The sequence below is a fragment of the Klebsiella sp. PK01 genome (assembly GCF_057624675.1).
Map to the genome: position 1 here is coordinate 38643 of NZ_JBYEZM010000009.1, position 17497 is coordinate 56139.

Genomic DNA, 17497 nt, shown 5'->3' on the forward strand with positions numbered 1-17497 from the left:
TCATGGCAGATTATCAGGGTAAAAAAGTCGTCATTATTGGGCTGGGCATGACCGGCCTGTCATGCGTGGACTTTTTCATGGCGCGCGGCGTAATTCCGCGCGTGATGGATACCCGCGTCGCCCCTGCCGGGCTTGATAAGCTGCCGGAAGCCGTTGAGCGCCACGTGGGCGGCCTTAACGACGACTGGCTGCTGGCGGCGGATCTGATTGTCGCAAGCCCGGGGATTGCTCTGGCGCACCCTTCACTGAGCGCGGCGGCGGATGCCGGCGTGGAAATCGTCGGCGATATCGAGCTGTTTTGCCGCGAGGCGCAGGCGCCGATTATCGCCATTACCGGCTCTAACGGAAAAAGCACTGTTACTACCCTGGTGGGCGAGATGGCGAAGGCGGCGGGCGTGAATGTCGGCGTTGGCGGCAATATCGGCCTGCCGGCGCTGATGCTGCTGGATCCGGCGCGCGAACTGTACGTGCTTGAACTTTCCAGCTTCCAGCTGGAGACGACCTCCAGCCTGAAAGCCGTCGCGGCCACCATCCTCAACGTGACTGAGGATCATATGGACCGCTATCCGCTGGGGCTGCAGCAGTACCGCGCGGCGAAACTGCGGGTCTATGAAAATGCTAAAACCTGCGTGGTGAATGCCGATGACGCGCTGACCATGCCGGTACGCGGCGCTGACGAACGCTGCGTCAGCTTCGGCGTCGATGTTGGCGACTATCACCTTAACCGCCAGCAGGGCGAAACCTGGCTGCGGGTGAAGGGTGAGAAAGTGCTGAACGTGAAAGAAATGACCATTAGCGGCCAGCACAACTACAGCAATGCCCTGGCGGCGCTGGCGCTGGCGGATGCCGCGGGCTTGCCGCGCGCCAGTAGCCTGAAGGCGCTGACTACCTTCACCGGCCTGGCGCACCGCTTCCAGCTGGCGCTGGAGCATAACGGCGTGCGTTGGATCAATGACTCCAAGGCGACCAACGTCGGCAGTACCGAGGCGGCGCTGAACGGCCTGCATCTCGACGGTACGCTGTATCTGCTGTTGGGCGGCGACGGTAAATCCGCCGACTTCACGCCGCTGAAACGCTATCTTGGCGGCGATAACGTTCGTCTGTACTGCTTCGGCCGCGACGGCGCTCAACTGGCGGCGCTGCGTCCGGAAATCGCGGTACAAACCGAAACCATGGAACAGGCGATGCGGCAGATCGCTTCGCAGGTTAAATCAGGCGATATGGTTTTACTGTCGCCGGCCTGCGCGAGCCTGGACCAGTTTAAAAACTTTGAACAACGGGGTGATGTCTTTACCCGTCTGGCGAAGGAGTTAGGTTGATGCGTTTCTCTCTCCCACGCCTGAGAATGCCACAGCTGGGCCTGCCCCGGTTGAAGCTGCCGCGACTGCCGGGGATGTTTATTTTCGCCTGGCTGTTCGCCGCGCTGAAAGGTTGGGTGATGGGCTCGCGCCCGAAAGATAACGATAGCCTGGTCATGTATGACCGGATGCTGCTGTGGCTGACCTTCGGCCTGGCGGCTATCGGTTTTATCATGGTGACCTCGGCCTCGATGCCGGTCGGACAGCGCCTGGCGAACGATCCGTTCCTGTTTGCTAAGCGTGATGGTTTGTATATTGTGCTGGCCTTCGCGCTGGCGATGATTACGCTCCGTCTGCCGATGGAGTTCTGGCAGCGCCACAGTACCGCGATGCTGATCGCCTCGATTGTGATGCTGCTGATCGTACTGGTGGTGGGGAGCTCGGTTAACGGCGCCTCGCGTTGGATCGCGCTCGGGCCGCTGCGCATTCAGCCAGCGGAGTTTACCAAGCTATCGCTGTTCTGCTACATCGCCAACTATCTGGTGCGTAAAGCGGATGAGGTGCGTAACAACCTGCGCGGCTTCTTAAAACCGATGGGCGTGATTTTCGTACTGGCGATTTTGCTGCTGGCGCAGCCTGACCTCGGTACGGTAGTCGTACTGTTCGTGACCACGCTGGCGATGCTGTTCCTGGCCGGCGCGAAACTCTGGCAGTTCATCGCTATTATCGGCATGGGGATCTCGGCGGTGGTGCTGCTGATCCTCGCCGAACCGTATCGTATTCGCCGCGTCACCTCCTTCTGGAACCCGTGGGAAGACCCGTTTGGCAGCGGCTATCAGCTGACCCAATCGCTGATGGCCTTTGGCCGCGGCGAGATGTGGGGGCAGGGCCTCGGCAACTCGGTGCAGAAACTGGAGTATTTGCCGGAAGCGCACACCGACTTTATCTTCGCCATTATCGGCGAAGAACTCGGTTATATCGGTGTGGTACTCGCGCTTTTAATGGTATTCTTCGTCGCCTTTCGCGCCATGTCGATTGGCCGCAAAGCGCTGGAGATTGACCACCGCTTCTCCGGCTTTTTGGCCTGTGCTATCGGCGTGTGGTTTAGCTTCCAGGCGTTGGTTAACGTCGGAGCGGCGGCGGGGATGCTGCCGACCAAAGGTCTGACCCTGCCGTTGATTAGTTATGGTGGCTCCAGTCTGCTGATTATGTCGACGGCCATTATGTTTTTATTGCGAATAGATTATGAAACGCGCCTCGAGAAAGCGCAGGCGTTTACACGGGGTGTTCGATGAGCGGTCAGGAAAAGCGGTTAATGGTGATGGCGGGCGGCACTGGCGGACATGTGTTCCCGGGGCTGGCGGTCGCGCACCATTTAATGGACCAGGGCTGGCAGGTTCGCTGGCTCGGCACCGCCGATCGTATGGAAGCGGATTTAGTGCCGAAACACGGCATTGATATCGATTTTATTCGCATCTCCGGCCTGCGCGGCAAAGGGTTAAAAGCGCAACTGTTAGCGCCGGTGCGGATCTTCAACGCCTGGCGACAGGCGCGGGCGATCATGAAGCGTTTCCAGCCGGATGTGGTGCTGGGCATGGGCGGTTATGTTTCCGGGCCTGGCGGTCTGGCGGCATGGTCGCTCGGGATCCCTGTGGTGCTGCATGAACAAAACGGGATTGCCGGCCTGACCAATAAATGGCTGGCGAAGATTGCGAAGAAAGTGATGCAGGCGTTTCCCGGCGCCTTCCCGCACGCAGATGTCGTGGGGAATCCGGTGCGTACTGACGTTCTCGCGCTACCGCTGCCGGGACAGCGTCTGGTGGGGCGGCAGGGGCCGATTCGCGTGCTGGTGGTCGGCGGCTCTCAGGGCGCGCGCGTGCTGAACCAGACTATGCCGCAGGTGGCCGCGAAGCTCGGCGATGCGGTGACCATCTGGCATCAGAGCGGGAAAGGCGGCATGGATACCGTGCGCCAGGCGTACGCCGCCGCCGGTCAGCCACAGCATAAAGTGACTGAGTTTATTGATGATATGGCGGCAGCCTATGCGTGGGCCGATGTGGTTGTTTGTCGTTCCGGCGCGCTGACGGTCAGCGAAATCGCTGCCGCAGGTTTACCGGCATTGTTCGTCCCGTTCCAGCACAAAGATCGTCAGCAGTACTGGAATGCGCTGCCGCTGGAAAAAGCCGGCGCGGCGAAAATTCTCGAACAACCCGAGTTCACGGCGGATGCCGTGGCGGCCACTCTGGCCGGTTGGGATCGGGAAACCCTGATGGATATGGCGGAACGAGCGCGTGGCGCTTCGATTCCGGATGCTACCGAGCGGGTAGCGGAAGAGGTCAGCGCCGTAGCTTTGGCGCGCTAATCGCGGTGATTTTCACCGCCCGAATAAAGAAGTTGATGGCGTAAAGAATGAATACACAAGATTTGGCAAAACTGCGTTCCATAGTGCCCGAGATGCGTCGCGTCCGGCACATTCACTTTGTCGGCATCGGCGGTGCCGGTATGGGCGGTATTGCCGAAGTGTTGGCGAATGAAGGCTACCAGATTAGCGGCTCCGATCTTGCGCCGAATCCGGTGACTCAGCAGCTGTCGCAGCTTGGCGCCACCATTTATTTCAACCATCGCCCGGAGAACGTGCGCGATGCCAGCGTTGTCGTGGTGTCCAGCGCGATCTCCGCGGATAACCCGGAAATCGTCGCCGCGCACGAAGCGCGCATTCCGGTGATCCGCCGCGCGGAAATGCTGGCGGAACTCATGCGTTTCCGTCACGGGATTGCGATTGCCGGTACTCACGGCAAAACCACCACCACCGCGATGGTATCCAGCATTTACGCCGAGGCCGGCCTCGATCCGACCTTCGTCAACGGCGGGCTGGTGAAGGCGGCGGGCGTGCATGCCCGTCTTGGCCATAGCCGCTATCTGATTGCGGAAGCGGACGAGAGCGATGCGTCGTTCCTGCATCTGCAGCCGATGGTCGCCATTGTGACCAACATCGAAGCTGACCATATGGATACCTATCATGGCGACTTCGAGAACCTGAAGCAGACCTTTATTAACTTCCTGCACAACCTGCCGTTCTACGGGCGCGCGGTGATGTGCGTGGATGACCCGGTGATTCGTGAACTGCTGCCGCGCGTCGGCCGCCAAATCACCACCTATGGTTTTAGCGATGACGCCGACGTACGCATTGAAGAGTATCGTCAGGTCGGCGCGCAGGGCCATTTCCGCCTGGTACGCCAGGACAAAGAGGTCATGCAGGTGACGCTGAACGCGCCGGGTCGCCACAATGCGCTTAACGCTGCCGCGGCCGTTGCCGTCGCGACGGAAGAGGGCATTGAAGACGAGGCGATTCTGCGAGCCTTAGAAAGTTTCCAGGGCACCGGCCGCCGCTTCGACTTCCTTGGCGAATATCCGCTGGCGGAAGTCAACGGCAAGAGCGGTAGCGCGATGCTGATCGACGATTACGGTCATCACCCGACGGAAGTCGACGCCACTATCAAAGCGGCGCGTGCCGGCTGGCCGGATAAAAATCTGGTGATGGTATTCCAGCCGCACCGTTATACCCGTACTCGCGATCTGTACGATGATTTCGCCAACGTGCTGACCCAGGTCGATGCGCTGCTGATGCTGGATGTGTATCCGGCGGGCGAAGCGCCGATCCCAGGCGCCGATAGCCGCTCGCTGTGCCGTACGATCCGCGGTCGCGGCAAAGTTGACCCGATTCTGGTTTCCGATCCGGCGCAGGCCGCGGAGATGCTGGCGTCGGTATTGACCGGCGACGATCTGGTGCTGGTGCAGGGCGCCGGCAACATAGGAAAAATCGCACGTCACCTGGCTGAAATCAAACTGGTACCGCAAAAAACGGAGGAGGACCGCCATGGCTGATAAAATCGCGGTTCTCTTCGGCGGAACCTCCGCTGAACGTGAAGTCTCGCTGAATTCAGGCGCGGCGGTGTTGGCCGGGCTGCGTGAAGGCGGGGTGGATGCCCACCCGGTCGATCCGCGCGACGTTGATATCACCCAGCTAAAAAACATGGGCTTTCAGAAAGCGTTTATTGCCCTGCACGGGCGCGGCGGCGAAGATGGCACGCTGCAAGGCCTTCTTGAGCTCATTCAACTGCCGTACACCGGTAGTGGCGTAATGGCTTCCGCCATTTCGATGGATAAACTGCGCAGCAAATTACTGTGGCAGGGGGCGGGATTACCGGTCGCGCCGTGGGTTGCATTGACCCGCGCCCAGTTCAACGCAGGACTTTCTGCTGGCGTTAGTGAGCAGATTGCGGCGCTGGGGCTGCCGGTTATCATCAAGCCGAGCCGCGAAGGGTCCAGCGTCGGCATGTCGAAAGTTAGCGAAAGTTGTGCAATGCAGGATGCATTGGCGCTGGCTTTTCAGCATGATGATGAAGTTCTGATTGAGAAATGGCTTAGTGGCCCGGAATTTACCGTCGCTATCGTCGGTGAAGAAATTTTACCGTCAATTCGTATCCAGGCGGCTGGAACCTTCTATGATTATGAGGCGAAGTATCTCTCTGATGAGACGCAATATTTCTGCCCTGGTTTTGAGGAACCTGCCCGCGAGACAGAAATCCAGAGCCTGGTGCTTAAAGCCTGGAATGTTCTGGGTTGCAATGGATGGGGACGTATTGACGTGATGCTGGACAGCGATGGCCAGTTTTATCTGCTGGAAGCGAACACCTCACCGGGGATGACCAGCCATAGTCTGGTGCCGATGGCGGCCCGCCAGGCGGGGATGAGCTTCTCGCAACTTGTTGTACGAATTCTGGACCTGGCGGGGTGATATGTCGCAGGCGGCGCTGAATACGCGGAACCAGGAAGAAGAGTCGATTGCTTCTTCGCGTCGGAATAATGGAACCCGGCTGGCAGGGATCGTTTTCCTGCTGGCGGTGTTGTGTACCGTGTTGGTCAGCGGATGGATGGTTCTTGGATGGATGGAAGATGCGCAGCGTCTGCCGTTGTCGAAAATGGTCGTCACCGGCGAACGTCACTACACGCGTAACGATGATATCCGTCAGGCTATTCTGGCGTTGGGCTCGCCGGGCACTTTTATGACTCAGGACGTCAATATCATCCAGAGTCAAATTGAGCGCCTGCCGTGGATTAAACAGGCGAGCGTAAGAAAACAATGGCCCGATGAATTGAAGATTCATCTGGTTGAATATGTGCCGATTGCGCGCTGGAATGATCAACATATGGTAGACGTCGAAGGAAATTCTTTCAGCGTGCCGGCGGATCGTACCAGCAAACAGAACTTACCGATGTTATACGGCCCGGAAGGCAGCGAAAATGAAGTGCTGCAGGGATACCGCGACATGGGACAGGTGCTGGCAAAGAATAAGTTCACGTTGAAAGTAGCGGCAATGACCGCGCGTCGCTCCTGGCAGTTGACGCTTAATAACGATATTAAGCTCAACCTTGGCCGCGGCGACACCATGAAACGGCTTCAGCGCTTTATGGAACTCTACCCGGTTCTTCAGCAGCAGGCACAGACCGACGGCAAACGGATAAGCTACGTTGATTTGCGCTATGACTCGGGTGCGGCGGTAGGTTGGGTACCTGCTCCCGTAGAGGAAAATAATCAACAACAGAATCAGGCACAGGCAGAACAACGATGATCAAGGCGACGGACAGAAAACTGGTAGTTGGACTGGAGATTGGCACCGCGAAGGTTGCCGCTTTAGTAGGGGAAGTTCTGCCCGACGGTATGATTAATATCATTGGCGTGGGCAGTTGCCCATCGCGCGGCATGGATAAAGGCGGGGTGAATGACCTCGAGTCGGTAGTGAAATGCGTACAGCGCGCTATCGACCAGGCTGAACTAATGGCCGATTGCCAGATCTCATCAGTGTATCTGGCGCTTTCAGGTAAGCATATTAGCTGTCAAAATGAGATTGGCATGGTGCCTATCTCCGAAGAAGAGGTGACGCAGGATGACGTGGAAAACGTCGTTCATACCGCGAAATCGGTACGCGTACGCGACGAACATCGCGTACTGCACGTCATCCCGCAGGAATACGCCATCGACTACCAGGAAGGTATTAAAAACCCGGTAGGGTTATCCGGCGTGCGTATGCAGGCGAAGGTACATCTGATTACCTGCCATAACGATATGGCGAAAAACATTGTTAAAGCGGTTGAACGTTGTGGTTTGAAAGTTGACCAACTTATTTTCGCCGGTTTAGCGGCCAGTTATTCCGTATTAACGGAAGACGAACGTGAGCTGGGTGTCTGCGTCGTGGACATCGGCGGTGGTACAATGGATATCGCCGTGTATACCGGCGGCGCGCTGCGTCACACCAAAGTGATCCCCTACGCGGGCAACGTGGTGACCAGCGATATCGCCTATGCCTTCGGTACGCCGCCGAGCGACGCCGAAGCCATCAAGGTTCGTCACGGTTGCGCATTAGGTTCAATCGTCGGTAAAGACGAAAACGTGGAAGTACCGAGCGTGGGCGGACGTCCGCCGCGCAGCCTGCAGCGTCAGACGCTGGCAGAGGTGATTGAACCGCGTTATACCGAACTGCTCAATCTGGTTAACGAAGAAATCCTGCAGCTGCAGGAACAGCTCCGTCAGCAAGGGGTCAAACACCATCTGGCGGCGGGGATTGTTTTAACCGGCGGCGCCGCGCAAATCGAAGGCCTGGCGGCCTGCGCGCAGCGCGTGTTCCATACGCAGGTACGCATTGGCGCGCCGCTGAACATTACCGGTTTAACGGATTACGCTCAGGAGCCGTATTATTCGACGGCGGTTGGGCTGCTGCACTACGGAAAAGAGTCACATCTCAGTGGTGAAGCAGAAGTCGAAAAACGCGTGACGGCGTCAGTGGGCTCGTGGATTAAGCGACTCAACAGCTGGCTGCGAAAAGAGTTTTAATTTTTTAAGAGAACGCAGACAATTAGCGTTCTCAGGCGACAGGCACAAGACGGAGAGAAACTATGTTTGAACCTATGGAACTGACCAACGACGCGGTGATTAAAGTCATCGGCGTCGGTGGCGGCGGCGGTAATGCCGTTGAACACATGGTGCGCGAGCGCATTGAGGGTGTTGAATTCTTCGCGGTGAACACCGATGCGCAGGCGCTGCGTAAAACGGCTGTTGGCCAGACTATCCAGATCGGTAGCGGTATTACCAAAGGTCTGGGTGCAGGCGCGAACCCGGAAGTTGGCCGCAATGCGGCTGACGAAGACCGTGAAGCGCTGCGCGCTGCGCTTGATGGCGCGGACATGGTCTTTATCGCGGCGGGTATGGGCGGCGGTACCGGTACCGGTGCGGCGCCAGTGGTCGCGGAAGTGGCGAAGGATCTGGGTATCCTGACCGTTGCGGTCGTCACTAAGCCATTTAATTTCGAAGGCAAGAAGCGCATGGCGTTTGCTGAGCAGGGGATCACCGAGCTGTCCAAGCACGTTGACTCACTGATCACCATCCCGAACGACAAGCTGCTGAAAGTACTGGGTCGCGGTATCTCTCTGCTCGACGCTTTCGGCGCGGCAAACGACGTACTGAAAGGCGCGGTGCAGGGTATTGCCGAACTGATTACCCGTCCGGGTCTGATGAACGTCGACTTCGCGGACGTTCGTACCGTGATGTCGGAAATGGGCTACGCAATGATGGGCTCCGGCGTGGCGAGCGGTGAAGACCGTGCGGAAGAAGCGGCTGAAATGGCTATCTCTTCTCCGCTGCTGGAAGATATCGATCTGTCCGGCGCGCGTGGCGTACTGGTCAACATCACCGCTGGCTTCGACCTGCGTCTGGATGAGTTCGAGACCGTCGGTAACACTATCCGCGCCTTTGCTTCGGATAACGCGACCGTGGTTATCGGTACCTCTCTGGACCCGGATATGAACGATGAACTGCGTGTAACCGTTGTTGCCACCGGTATCGGTATGGACAAGCGTCCGGAAATTACCCTGGTGACCAACAAACAGGTACAGCAGCCGGTAATGGATCGCTACCAGCAGCACGGTATGGCTCCATTAACTCAAGAGCAGAAACCGGTCGCGAAAGTGGTGAACGACAATACGCCGCAAACCGCGAAAGAGCCGGATTATCTGGATATTCCAGCTTTCCTGCGTAAGCAAGCCGATTAAGAATTGGCTGGAAGTTGGGCATCTGCGCTCTTTGTGCTAAACTGCCCTGCCGAATGTATAGTACACTTCGGTTGGATAGGTAACTTGGCGAGATTATACGATGATCAAACAAAGGACTCTTAAACGTATTGTTCAGGCGACTGGTGTCGGTTTGCATACCGGCAAGAAAGTCACGCTGACTTTACGCCCTGCGCCGGCAAATACCGGGGTCATCTATCGTCGCACCGACTTGAATCCACCGGTTGATTTTCCGGCTGATGCCAAATCTGTGCGTGATACCATGCTCTGTACTTGCCTGGTGAACGAGCATGACGTGCGGATTTCTACAGTCGAGCACTTAAATGCTGCACTGGCTGGCCTGGGCATCGACAACATTATTGTTGAAGTCGATGCGCCGGAAATCCCGATTATGGACGGTAGCGCCGCTCCGTTCGTTTATCTGTTGCTGGATGCCGGCATCGATGAACTGAACAGCGCCAAGAAATTTGTGCGTATCAAAGAGACGGTTCGCGTTGAAGATGGCGACAAATGGGCTGAGTTTAAGCCGTACAATGGTTTTTCGTTGGACTTTACCATCGACTTTAACCATCCGGCGATTGACTCCAGCACCCAACGCTATGCGCTGAACTTCTCGGCCGATGCGTTCATGCGTCAGATTAGCCGTGCTCGTACTTTCGGTTTCATGCGTGATATCGAATATCTGCAGTCCCGTGGTCTGTGCCTGGGCGGCAGCTTCGATTGTGCCATCGTTGTTGACGATTATCGCGTACTGAACGAAGACGGTCTGCGCTTTGAAGATGAGTTTGTACGCCACAAAATGCTGGATGCGATCGGTGACCTGTTTATGTGTGGTCACAACATTATCGGCGCATTCACGGCGTTCAAATCCGGTCACGCGTTAAATAACAAACTGCTGCAGGCTGTTCTGGCAAAACAGGAAGCCTGGGAGTATGTGACCTTCGAAGACGACGCAAAACTGCCGCTGGCATTCCGCGCACCGTCAATGGTTCTGGCGTAAGCCTGACCATTCAGTAAATTCGACTGGTAACCTGGTACTCTCTCCGTCCAGGGAACCAGTCGTTTTTCTTTTTAGCCTCCCCAAACCGCTTTTCACTGCGTTTCGCTGGCAATAACCTGTGCGCGTTCGCTGCTTTATTAAGCGTTTTACCGCAGCATTAGCGTTCATTCCTGCTGTCTCGGCGCGGTATTAATGTTAGTATTTGGGCGCAAAATTTTTCTCTGGGTTGCTTTATCCTGTCGATTTCAGGCTGTACTGCGAAGACCGCCAATAAAATGGACCGCCTGAAAGGACGCAGGAATACCAACTAAAGGTAAAGAAAGTGAGTGGATTGCTGACGCGTTGGCGACAGTTTGGCAGACGGTATTTTTGGCCGCATCTCCTGTTGGGGATGGTCGCGGCTAGCCTCGGCCTGCCTGCGCTTAACAACAGCCACGAAACCACTACGCCGGCGAAAGCCACGGCCAGCAACCATAACCCGAATAAAGTTAACTTCTCCCAGCTGGCGCTGCTGGAGGCCAACCGTCGGCCGAACTTTACCGTCGATTACTGGCATCAGCATGCGATTCGCACCGTTATTCGCCATCTGTCGTTCGCGATGGCGCCGCAGGCTTTGCCGGTGGCGGAAGAATCGTCGCCGCTTCAGGCTCAGCATCTGGCCCTGCTCGATACGCTCAGCGCGCTGCTGACCCAGGACAGCAGACCGCCGGTGGTTATCCGCCAGGCAGCTTATATCCCTTCCTCTTATTCTGTCTTCCGCGTCAGCGCCTGGATAAGCCAGGTAGCGGGGATCCGCGCAGGGCCTCAACGTCTCAGCTGAAAATAAACACGGACCATCCTATTTTTTTACTCCGCACAGCGGGGCGTTTGAGATTTTATTATGCTAATTAAAATGTTAACTAAGGTGTTCGGTAGCCGTAACGACCGTACGCTGCGTCGTATGCGCAAAGTCGTCAATATCATCAACGGTATGGAACCGGCGATGGAAAAGCTCTCTGATGATGAGCTGAAAGCCAAAACCGGAGAATTCCGCGCGCGTCTGGAGAAAGGCGAAAGCCTGGAAAGCCTGATCCCGGAAGCTTTTGCCGTGGTGCGCGAAGCGAGTAAACGCGTCTTCGGTATGCGTCACTTCGACGTGCAGCTGCTGGGCGGTATGGTATTGAACGACCGCTGCATCGCGGAAATGCGTACTGGTGAAGGTAAAACCCTGACCGCGACCCTGCCTGCCTACCTTAACGCGCTGACCGGTAAAGGCGTTCACGTCGTTACCGTCAACGACTATCTGGCGCAGCGTGACGCCGAAAACAACCGTCCGCTGTTCGAATTCCTCGGTATGAGCGTGGGCATCAATATGTCCGGCCTGCCTGCGCCGGCGAAGCGTGAAGCCTACGCGGCCGACATCACCTACGGTACCAACAACGAATACGGCTTCGATTATCTGCGCGATAACATGGCGTTCAGTCCGGAAGAGCGCGTACAGCGTAAACTGCACTATGCGCTGGTGGATGAGGTGGACTCCATCCTGATCGACGAAGCGCGTACCCCGCTTATCATTTCCGGCCCGGCTGAAGACAGCTCCGAAATGTATCGCAAGGTGAACAAAATTATTCCGCACCTGATCCGCCAGGAAAAGGAAGACTCCGACACCTTTACCGGTGAAGGCCACTTCTCCGTGGATGAGAAAGCTCGCCAGGTTAACCTGACCGAACGCGGTCTGGTACTGATCGAAGAGCTGCTGGTGCAGGAAGGCATCATGGAGGAAGGCGAATCGCTGTATTCTCCGACCAACATTATGCTGATGCACCATGTTACCGCCGCGCTGCGCGCCCACGCGCTGTTTACCCGCGACGTTGACTACATCGTGAAAGATGGCGAAGTCATCATCGTCGATGAACACACCGGCCGTACGATGCAGGGGCGTCGCTGGTCCGATGGCCTGCACCAGGCGGTAGAAGCCAAAGAAGGCGTGGAGATCCAGAACGAGAACCAGACTCTGGCATCCATCACCTTCCAGAACTACTTCCGTCTGTACGAGAAGCTGGCGGGGATGACCGGTACCGCGGATACCGAAGCCTTTGAATTCAGCTCAATCTATAAACTGGATACCGTTGTCGTCCCGACTAACCGTCCGATGATCCGTAAGGATATGGCGGATCTGGTCTATATGACCGAAGCGGAAAAAATTCAGGCGATTATCGAAGATATTAAAGATCGTACCGCCGCCGGTCAGCCGGTGCTGGTCGGTACTATCTCAATCGAAAAATCTGAAGTGGTTTCCCGCGAACTGACGAAAGCCGGCATCAAGCACAACGTCCTGAACGCCAAGTTCCACGCCAGCGAAGCGGATATCGTCGCCCAGGCGGGTTATCCGGCTGCGGTCACCATCGCTACCAACATGGCGGGTCGTGGTACCGATATTATGCTCGGCGGTAGCTGGCAGGCAGAAGTCGCCGCGCTGGAAAATCCAACGCCGGAGCAGATTGAAAAAATCAAAGCTGACTGGCAGGTGCGCCACGATGCGGTACTGGCCGCAGGCGGTCTGCACATCATTGGTACCGAGCGTCATGAATCCCGCCGTATCGATAACCAGCTGCGTGGCCGTGCTGGCCGTCAGGGTGATGCCGGTTCTTCCCGCTTCTACCTGTCGATGGAAGATGCCCTGATGCGTATCTTCGCCTCCGATCGCGTATCCGGCATGATGCGTAAACTGGGGATGAAGCCGGGCGAAGCTATCGAGCACCCGTGGGTGACCAAAGCGATTGCCAACGCTCAGCGTAAAGTGGAAAGCCGCAACTTCGATATCCGTAAACAGCTGCTGGAATATGATGACGTCGCCAACGATCAGCGTCGCGCTATTTACACCCAGCGTAACGAGCTGCTGGATATCTCCGACGTGAGCGAAACCATCAACAGCATCCGCGAAGATGTCTTCAAAGCCACTATCGATGCGCACATTCCGCCGCAGTCGCTGGAAGAGATGTGGGATATCGAAGGCCTGCAGGAACGTCTGAAAAACGACTTCGACCTTGATCTGCCAATCAAAGAGTGGCTGGATAAAGAGCCGGAGCTGCACGAAGAGACCCTGCGCGAACGTATTCTGCAGAGCGCGGTAGAAACCTACCAGCGTAAAGAAGAAGTGGTCGGCGCCGAAATGATGCGTCACTTCGAGAAAGGCGTCATGCTGCAAACGCTGGATTCCCTGTGGAAAGAGCACCTGGCGGCGATGGACTACCTGCGCCAGGGTATTCATCTGCGCGGCTATGCGCAGAAAGATCCGAAGCAGGAGTACAAGCGCGAATCCTTCTCAATGTTCGCAGCCATGCTCGAATCGCTGAAGTATGAAGTCATCAGCACCCTGAGCAAGGTACAGGTGCGGATGCCGGAAGAAGTCGAAGAGATGGAACAGCAACGTCGCGAAGAGGCAGAGCGTCTCGCGCAGATGCAGCAGCTGAGCCACCAGGATGACGATACTCTGGCTGCCGCTTCGCTGGCGGAACAGACCGGCGACCGTAAAGTTGGGCGCAACGATCCGTGCCCGTGCGGTTCCGGTAAAAAATATAAACAGTGCCACGGCCGTCTGAGCTAAGGGCTGATAAAAAGCAAACCAGGGCGCAGATTTCTGCGCCTTTTTTATGGAGCTGATTTAATGAAAAAACTGCAAATCGCCGTCGGGATAATTCGCAATCCGCAAGGCGAAATTTTTATTACCCAGCGTGCCGCAGACGCGCATATGGCTAATAAACTGGAATTCCCCGGCGGCAAAATAGAATCAGGTGAGACGCCGGAACAGGCGCTGGTACGTGAACTGCAGGAAGAGGTCGGGATTACGGTGACGACGTCCACGTTGTTCGACAAACTGGATTATCAGTTCCCTGACCGCCATATCACGCTATGGTTCTTCCTGGTGGAAAACTGGCAAGGCGAGCCGTGGGGCAAAGAAGGGCAACCGGGGCAGTGGATGGCGCAGCAGGCGCTGGATCCGCAGGCATTTCCGCCGGCGAACGAGCCGATTATCAATAAACTTATTACGCTTGCCTGAGCGCCGTGCAACCCGGCGCCGGCCTGAAATGCTAATCCGGATCGTCCCGGATTAGCGATAGGGAAGGTTACTGCTGCGGCTCGCTCCAGTCATCGCTATCAGACAAGTCGCCGGAACTGGGTATACGTTTCTCTTCCGCCGCCCACTCGCCAAGATCGATAAGCTGGCAACGCTTCGAGCAAAACGGGCGAAACGGGCTTTGTTCGCTCCAGACGACGTTTTTACCGCAGGTTGGGCAGTTAACGATAGTCTCTTCTGACATAGTATCTCCTTAGCAACAAGCCAGTTCAAAATCAAAGCGTTCCGGCACGATGCCATGCTCGCTGTCCAGCGGCAGGAAACGGATAGCGAAGCGGCTTTTATGGCCGGAAATTTGCGGATACAGCTGGCTTGCGAGATCCAGGCGCAGGCGCAGCAGATCGGCATCGTCGCCGTTATCCTGATAAAAGCCATTGAGGCTGGTTTGCTTACGGAAAGGCGCAGAGTTACGAATCAAATCAAGGATCAACTCCAGCGACTGCATCAGCGGCGTCAGGCTCGCTAACCATCTCGCCACCTGCTCATCACGATATTCCTGCGGCATATGCAGCCAGATATGTAGCGTTGGTAAATCAAAGCCGCAACAGCCGCCGGGGATGCTCAGACGCTGGCGCACCAGGCCAATCAATCGATCTTCACGAAGAAACTGGCCAATGCGCGGAGCGGAAATCAAGGTGCTGCCGGACTGTTTAAGCTGCTGACGCAGAGCATCAATACGCTGCTGGTCGACACCGGGCACTTCGGCCCAGGTTTGTAATTTCCGCTGTTGTCGCTCCAGCTCTTTCAGCAGATCGGTACGCACTTCACCGCGTTCCAGCACGTCCAGGAGATCGCCGGTATTGCGGAAAAAATGGAGGGCGTCCGCGTAACTGGCGATGGTGGGGCGAGAAGAGAGCTGCTGAAATAAAAATTCAATGCGCAGCCAGGTGCGCATTTTCTCATTGAGCGGATGTTCGAAGAGAACAGGGGTATGCATTACGATTTTTCCTGTGAGGCGGCCTGCGATGCCAGCATTAAATACTTTTCATGCAGGCGGGCGACGTGGGATGCGACGGCATCCGCGGAGCCCATGTTTTCAATAACATCATCCGCTGCGGCAAGACGCTGTTCGCGCGTCGCCTGGGCGGCAAGAATATGTTCAGCGTGTTCGCGACTGACCCCATCGCGGCGCATGGTGCGCTCGATTTGCGTCTCTTTCGGCACATCGACAACCAGCACGCGATCGGCTTTATCGGTCAGGCGGTTTTCGACCAGCAAGGGTACGACCCAGAGGAGATAAGGCGAGGTTGAGGCCTGCATCTGACGGCGCGTTTCTTGCTGAATCAGCGGATGCAGCAGCGCGTTAAGCCAGGCCTTGTCCTCGCTATGAGCAAAAATACGCTCGCGCAAGCGGCGGCGATTCAGGCAGCCATCGTCGTTGATCATCTGTGGACCAAATCTTTCGGCGATGGCGAGCAGGGCAGGTGTACCGGGTTCTACAACCTGGCGCGCAATAATATCGGCGTCGATAACGGTTACGCCCAGGTGAGCAAATTCGTCGGCAACGGTACTTTTACCGCTACCGATGCCGCCTGTTAACGCTACCGTATACCCCATACACTTCAATCCCGATGTCACATTATTGTTCAAAACCCTGGCGATTCATCACGCCCGTCAGGCGCCGGGGATAGCTTAATCGAGATTTTGCTAAATCGAAAAAGTATCCATAATGTGAATCGTTACTTTCTTTATATATGAAAATCAATTGGTTAAAAATGATGCACTGGTAAGGAAAGCACACGAGCGTGTTTTTCGCTATTCACCAGGTAAATTTAAACGATTGTAGCGTAAAAAAAGTGAAAATCGCAGTCTTGCGCGGCTATGATTCGTGCGTATGATAGCGTCACTGGAGTTGTGCTCTCACATTAATGCAATTAACCCCAGGAATTCGCACATGCGTATTGAAGAAGATCTGAAGCTAGGTTTTAAAGACGTTCTTATCCGCCCGAAGCGCTCTACCCTCAAAAGCCGTTCTGATGTTCAGCTGGAACGTGAATTCACCTTTAAGCATTCAGGCCAGACCTGGTCCGGCGTACCGATTATCGCCGCTAACATGGATACCGTCGGCACCTTCAGCATGGCGAAAGCCCTGTCCGCTTTTGGAATCCTGACCGCCGTGCACAAGCACTACAGCGTTGAAGAATGGCAGGCGTTTGCGCAGAGCGAATCCGCAGAAGTGCTGCAGCATGTGATGGTTTCCACCGGCACCTCTGACGCGGACTTTGAAAAAACTCAGCAGATCCTGACACAGAACCCTCAACTGAATTTCGTATGCATCGACGTGGCTAACGGCTACTCTGAGCACTTTGTTCAGTTCGTGGCGAAAGCCCGCGCCGCCTGGCCGCAAAAAACCATTATTGCCGGCAACGTAGTGACCGGTGAGATGTGTGAGGAACTGATTCTTTCCGGCGCTGATATCGTTAAAGTCGGCATCGGCCCTGGCTCCGTCTGTACTACCCGCGTGAAAACCGGCGTTGGCTACCCGCAGCTGTCTGCGGTGATTGAATGCGCCGATGCCGCGCACGGTCTCGGCGGCCAGATCATCAGCGATGGCGGCTGCACTATGCCGGGCGATGTCGCGAAAGCTTTTGGCGGCGGCGCCGATTTCGTGATGCTCGGCGGGATGCTGGCGGGCCACGAAGAGAGCGGCGGTACCGTGGTTGAAGAGAACGGCGAAAAATTCATGCTGTTTTACGGTATGAGCTCTGAATCGGCGATGACTCGCCACGTCGGCGGCGTCGCGAAGTACCGCGCGGCGGAAGGCAAAACCGTTAAGCTGCCGCTGCGCGGCCCGGTTGATAATACCGCGCGCGACATCCTCGGCGGCCTGCGTTCAGCATGCACCTATGTCGGCGCTTCCCGCCTGAAAGAGCTGACCAAACGCACAACCTTTATCCGCGTCCAGGAACAAGAGAACCGCGTGTTCAACAGCCTGTAAGGACGATGGCTGGCGCTTTA

At 56.4% G+C, this 17497-nt stretch carries 16 protein-coding genes; 13 read left to right on the forward strand and 3 right to left on the reverse strand.

What is annotated here, in order from left to right; all coding sequences use genetic code 11:
* Positions 1-2: 2 nt before the first annotated feature.
* The 12 genes from murD to mutT all read left to right on the forward strand — a co-directional run bounded on the left by murD (position 3) and on the right by mutT (position 14461).
* Positions 3-1319: a UDP-N-acetylmuramoyl-L-alanine--D-glutamate ligase gene (gene murD, locus AC22LX_RS22180; protein ID WP_049061086.1), complete on the forward strand. Its 1317-nt coding sequence runs from the start codon at positions 3-5 to the stop codon at positions 1317-1319.
* Complete coding sequence (ftsW, locus tag AC22LX_RS22185) at positions 1319-2593, forward strand: cell division protein FtsW (RefSeq protein ID WP_045390013.1); 1275 nt, start codon at positions 1319-1321, stop codon at positions 2591-2593. Before murD ends, ftsW begins: the two co-directional genes overlap by 1 nt.
* Complete coding sequence (murG, locus tag AC22LX_RS22190) at positions 2590-3660, forward strand: undecaprenyldiphospho-muramoylpentapeptide beta-N-acetylglucosaminyltransferase (protein WP_015368246.1); 1071 nt, start codon at positions 2590-2592, stop codon at positions 3658-3660. The genes ftsW and murG overlap by 4 nt, the downstream gene beginning before the upstream one ends.
* A 47-nt stretch (positions 3661-3707) precedes the next feature.
* Positions 3708-5183, forward strand: coding sequence for a UDP-N-acetylmuramate--L-alanine ligase (murC, locus tag AC22LX_RS22195; RefSeq protein ID WP_020079611.1), 1476 nt, complete (start codon positions 3708-3710; stop codon positions 5181-5183).
* Complete coding sequence (locus AC22LX_RS22200) at positions 5176-6096, forward strand: D-alanine--D-alanine ligase (RefSeq protein ID WP_063447203.1); 921 nt, start codon at positions 5176-5178, stop codon at positions 6094-6096. Before murC ends, AC22LX_RS22200 begins: the two co-directional genes overlap by 8 nt.
* A 1-nt stretch (position 6097) precedes the next feature.
* On the forward strand, positions 6098-6931 hold the full coding sequence (gene ftsQ, locus AC22LX_RS22205; RefSeq protein ID WP_015368242.1) for a cell division protein FtsQ: 834 nt from the start codon (positions 6098-6100) through the stop codon (positions 6929-6931).
* Positions 6928-8190, forward strand: coding sequence for a cell division protein FtsA (gene ftsA / locus AC22LX_RS22210; RefSeq protein WP_002888625.1), 1263 nt, complete (start codon positions 6928-6930; stop codon positions 8188-8190). The genes ftsQ and ftsA overlap by 4 nt, the downstream gene beginning before the upstream one ends.
* A 62-nt stretch (positions 8191-8252) precedes the next feature.
* Entirely contained in the window at positions 8253-9404 is a 1152-nt protein-coding gene (ftsZ, locus tag AC22LX_RS22215; protein ID WP_004857884.1) for a cell division protein FtsZ, read from the forward strand.
* A gap of 100 nt (positions 9405-9504) precedes the next feature.
* Complete coding sequence (gene lpxC / locus AC22LX_RS22220) at positions 9505-10422, forward strand: UDP-3-O-acyl-N-acetylglucosamine deacetylase (RefSeq protein WP_015368241.1); 918 nt, start codon at positions 9505-9507, stop codon at positions 10420-10422.
* Between the two features lie 322 nt (positions 10423-10744).
* Positions 10745-11242, forward strand: a complete 498-nt coding sequence (secM, locus tag AC22LX_RS22225; RefSeq protein ID WP_020079609.1) for a secA translation cis-regulator SecM — start codon at positions 10745-10747, stop codon at positions 11240-11242.
* A gap of 60 nt (positions 11243-11302) precedes the next feature.
* Entirely contained in the window at positions 11303-14008 is a 2706-nt protein-coding gene (secA, locus tag AC22LX_RS22230) for a preprotein translocase subunit SecA (RefSeq protein ID WP_032709883.1), read from the forward strand.
* Between the two features lie 60 nt (positions 14009-14068).
* A complete protein-coding gene (gene mutT, locus AC22LX_RS22235; RefSeq protein ID WP_045390019.1) occupies positions 14069-14461 on the forward strand; it encodes an 8-oxo-dGTP diphosphatase MutT in 393 nt (130 codons plus the stop codon).
* Positions 14462-14528: 67 nt separating this feature from the next.
* On the opposite strand, the gene yacG is transcribed toward mutT, so the two are convergent.
* The 3 genes from yacG to coaE are packed head-to-tail and all read right to left on the reverse strand — an operon-like array spanning position 14529 to position 16096.
* Positions 14529-14723 carry a DNA gyrase inhibitor YacG gene (gene yacG, locus AC22LX_RS22240; RefSeq protein ID WP_015368237.1) on the reverse strand — a complete coding sequence of 65 codons (195 nt, stop codon included), beginning with the start codon at positions 14721-14723 and terminating at the stop codon, positions 14529-14531.
* A gap of 9 nt (positions 14724-14732) precedes the next feature.
* Positions 14733-15476, reverse strand: a complete 744-nt coding sequence (gene zapD / locus AC22LX_RS22245) for a cell division protein ZapD (RefSeq protein WP_032709885.1) — start codon at positions 15474-15476, stop codon at positions 14733-14735.
* A complete protein-coding gene (gene coaE / locus AC22LX_RS22250) occupies positions 15476-16096 on the reverse strand; it encodes a dephospho-CoA kinase (protein WP_045390022.1) in 621 nt (206 codons plus the stop codon). Before coaE ends, zapD begins: the two co-directional genes overlap by 1 nt.
* Before the next feature lie 337 nt (positions 16097-16433).
* Here coaE and AC22LX_RS22255 point away from each other — a divergent pair, with 337 nt between their 5' ends.
* Positions 16434-17477, forward strand: coding sequence for a GMP reductase (locus AC22LX_RS22255; protein ID WP_045390025.1), 1044 nt, complete (start codon positions 16434-16436; stop codon positions 17475-17477).
* The last annotated feature ends 20 nt before the right edge of the window (positions 17478-17497 follow it).

Excerpts from the sequence above, each read along its gene's own strand:
- murD (WP_049061086.1), top strand. The coding sequence starts at position 3 with ATGGCAGATTATCAGGGTAAAAAAGTCGTCATTATTGGGCTGGGCATG.
- ftsW (WP_045390013.1), top strand. The coding sequence starts at position 1,319 with ATGCGTTTCTCTCTCCCACGCCTGAGAATGCCACAGCTGGGCCTGCCC.
- murG (WP_015368246.1), top strand. The coding sequence starts at position 2,590 with ATGAGCGGTCAGGAAAAGCGGTTAATGGTGATGGCGGGCGGCACTGGC.
- murC (WP_020079611.1), top strand. The coding sequence starts at position 3,708 with ATGAATACACAAGATTTGGCAAAACTGCGTTCCATAGTGCCCGAGATG.
- AC22LX_RS22200 (WP_063447203.1), top strand. The coding sequence starts at position 5,176 with ATGGCTGATAAAATCGCGGTTCTCTTCGGCGGAACCTCCGCTGAACGT.
- ftsQ (WP_015368242.1), top strand. The coding sequence starts at position 6,098 with ATGTCGCAGGCGGCGCTGAATACGCGGAACCAGGAAGAAGAGTCGATT.
- ftsA (WP_002888625.1), top strand. The coding sequence starts at position 6,928 with ATGATCAAGGCGACGGACAGAAAACTGGTAGTTGGACTGGAGATTGGC.
- ftsZ (WP_004857884.1), top strand. The coding sequence starts at position 8,253 with ATGTTTGAACCTATGGAACTGACCAACGACGCGGTGATTAAAGTCATC.
- lpxC (WP_015368241.1), top strand. The coding sequence starts at position 9,505 with ATGATCAAACAAAGGACTCTTAAACGTATTGTTCAGGCGACTGGTGTC.
- secA (WP_032709883.1), top strand. The coding sequence starts at position 11,303 with ATGCTAATTAAAATGTTAACTAAGGTGTTCGGTAGCCGTAACGACCGT.
- mutT (WP_045390019.1), top strand. The coding sequence starts at position 14,069 with ATGAAAAAACTGCAAATCGCCGTCGGGATAATTCGCAATCCGCAAGGC.
- yacG (WP_015368237.1), bottom strand. The coding sequence starts at position 14,723 with ATGTCAGAAGAGACTATCGTTAACTGCCCAACCTGCGGTAAAAACGTC.
- zapD (WP_032709885.1), bottom strand. The coding sequence starts at position 15,476 with ATGCATACCCCTGTTCTCTTCGAACATCCGCTCAATGAGAAAATGCGC.
- coaE (WP_045390022.1), bottom strand. The coding sequence starts at position 16,096 with ATGGGGTATACGGTAGCGTTAACAGGCGGCATCGGTAGCGGTAAAAGT.
- AC22LX_RS22255 (WP_045390025.1), top strand. The coding sequence starts at position 16,434 with ATGCGTATTGAAGAAGATCTGAAGCTAGGTTTTAAAGACGTTCTTATC.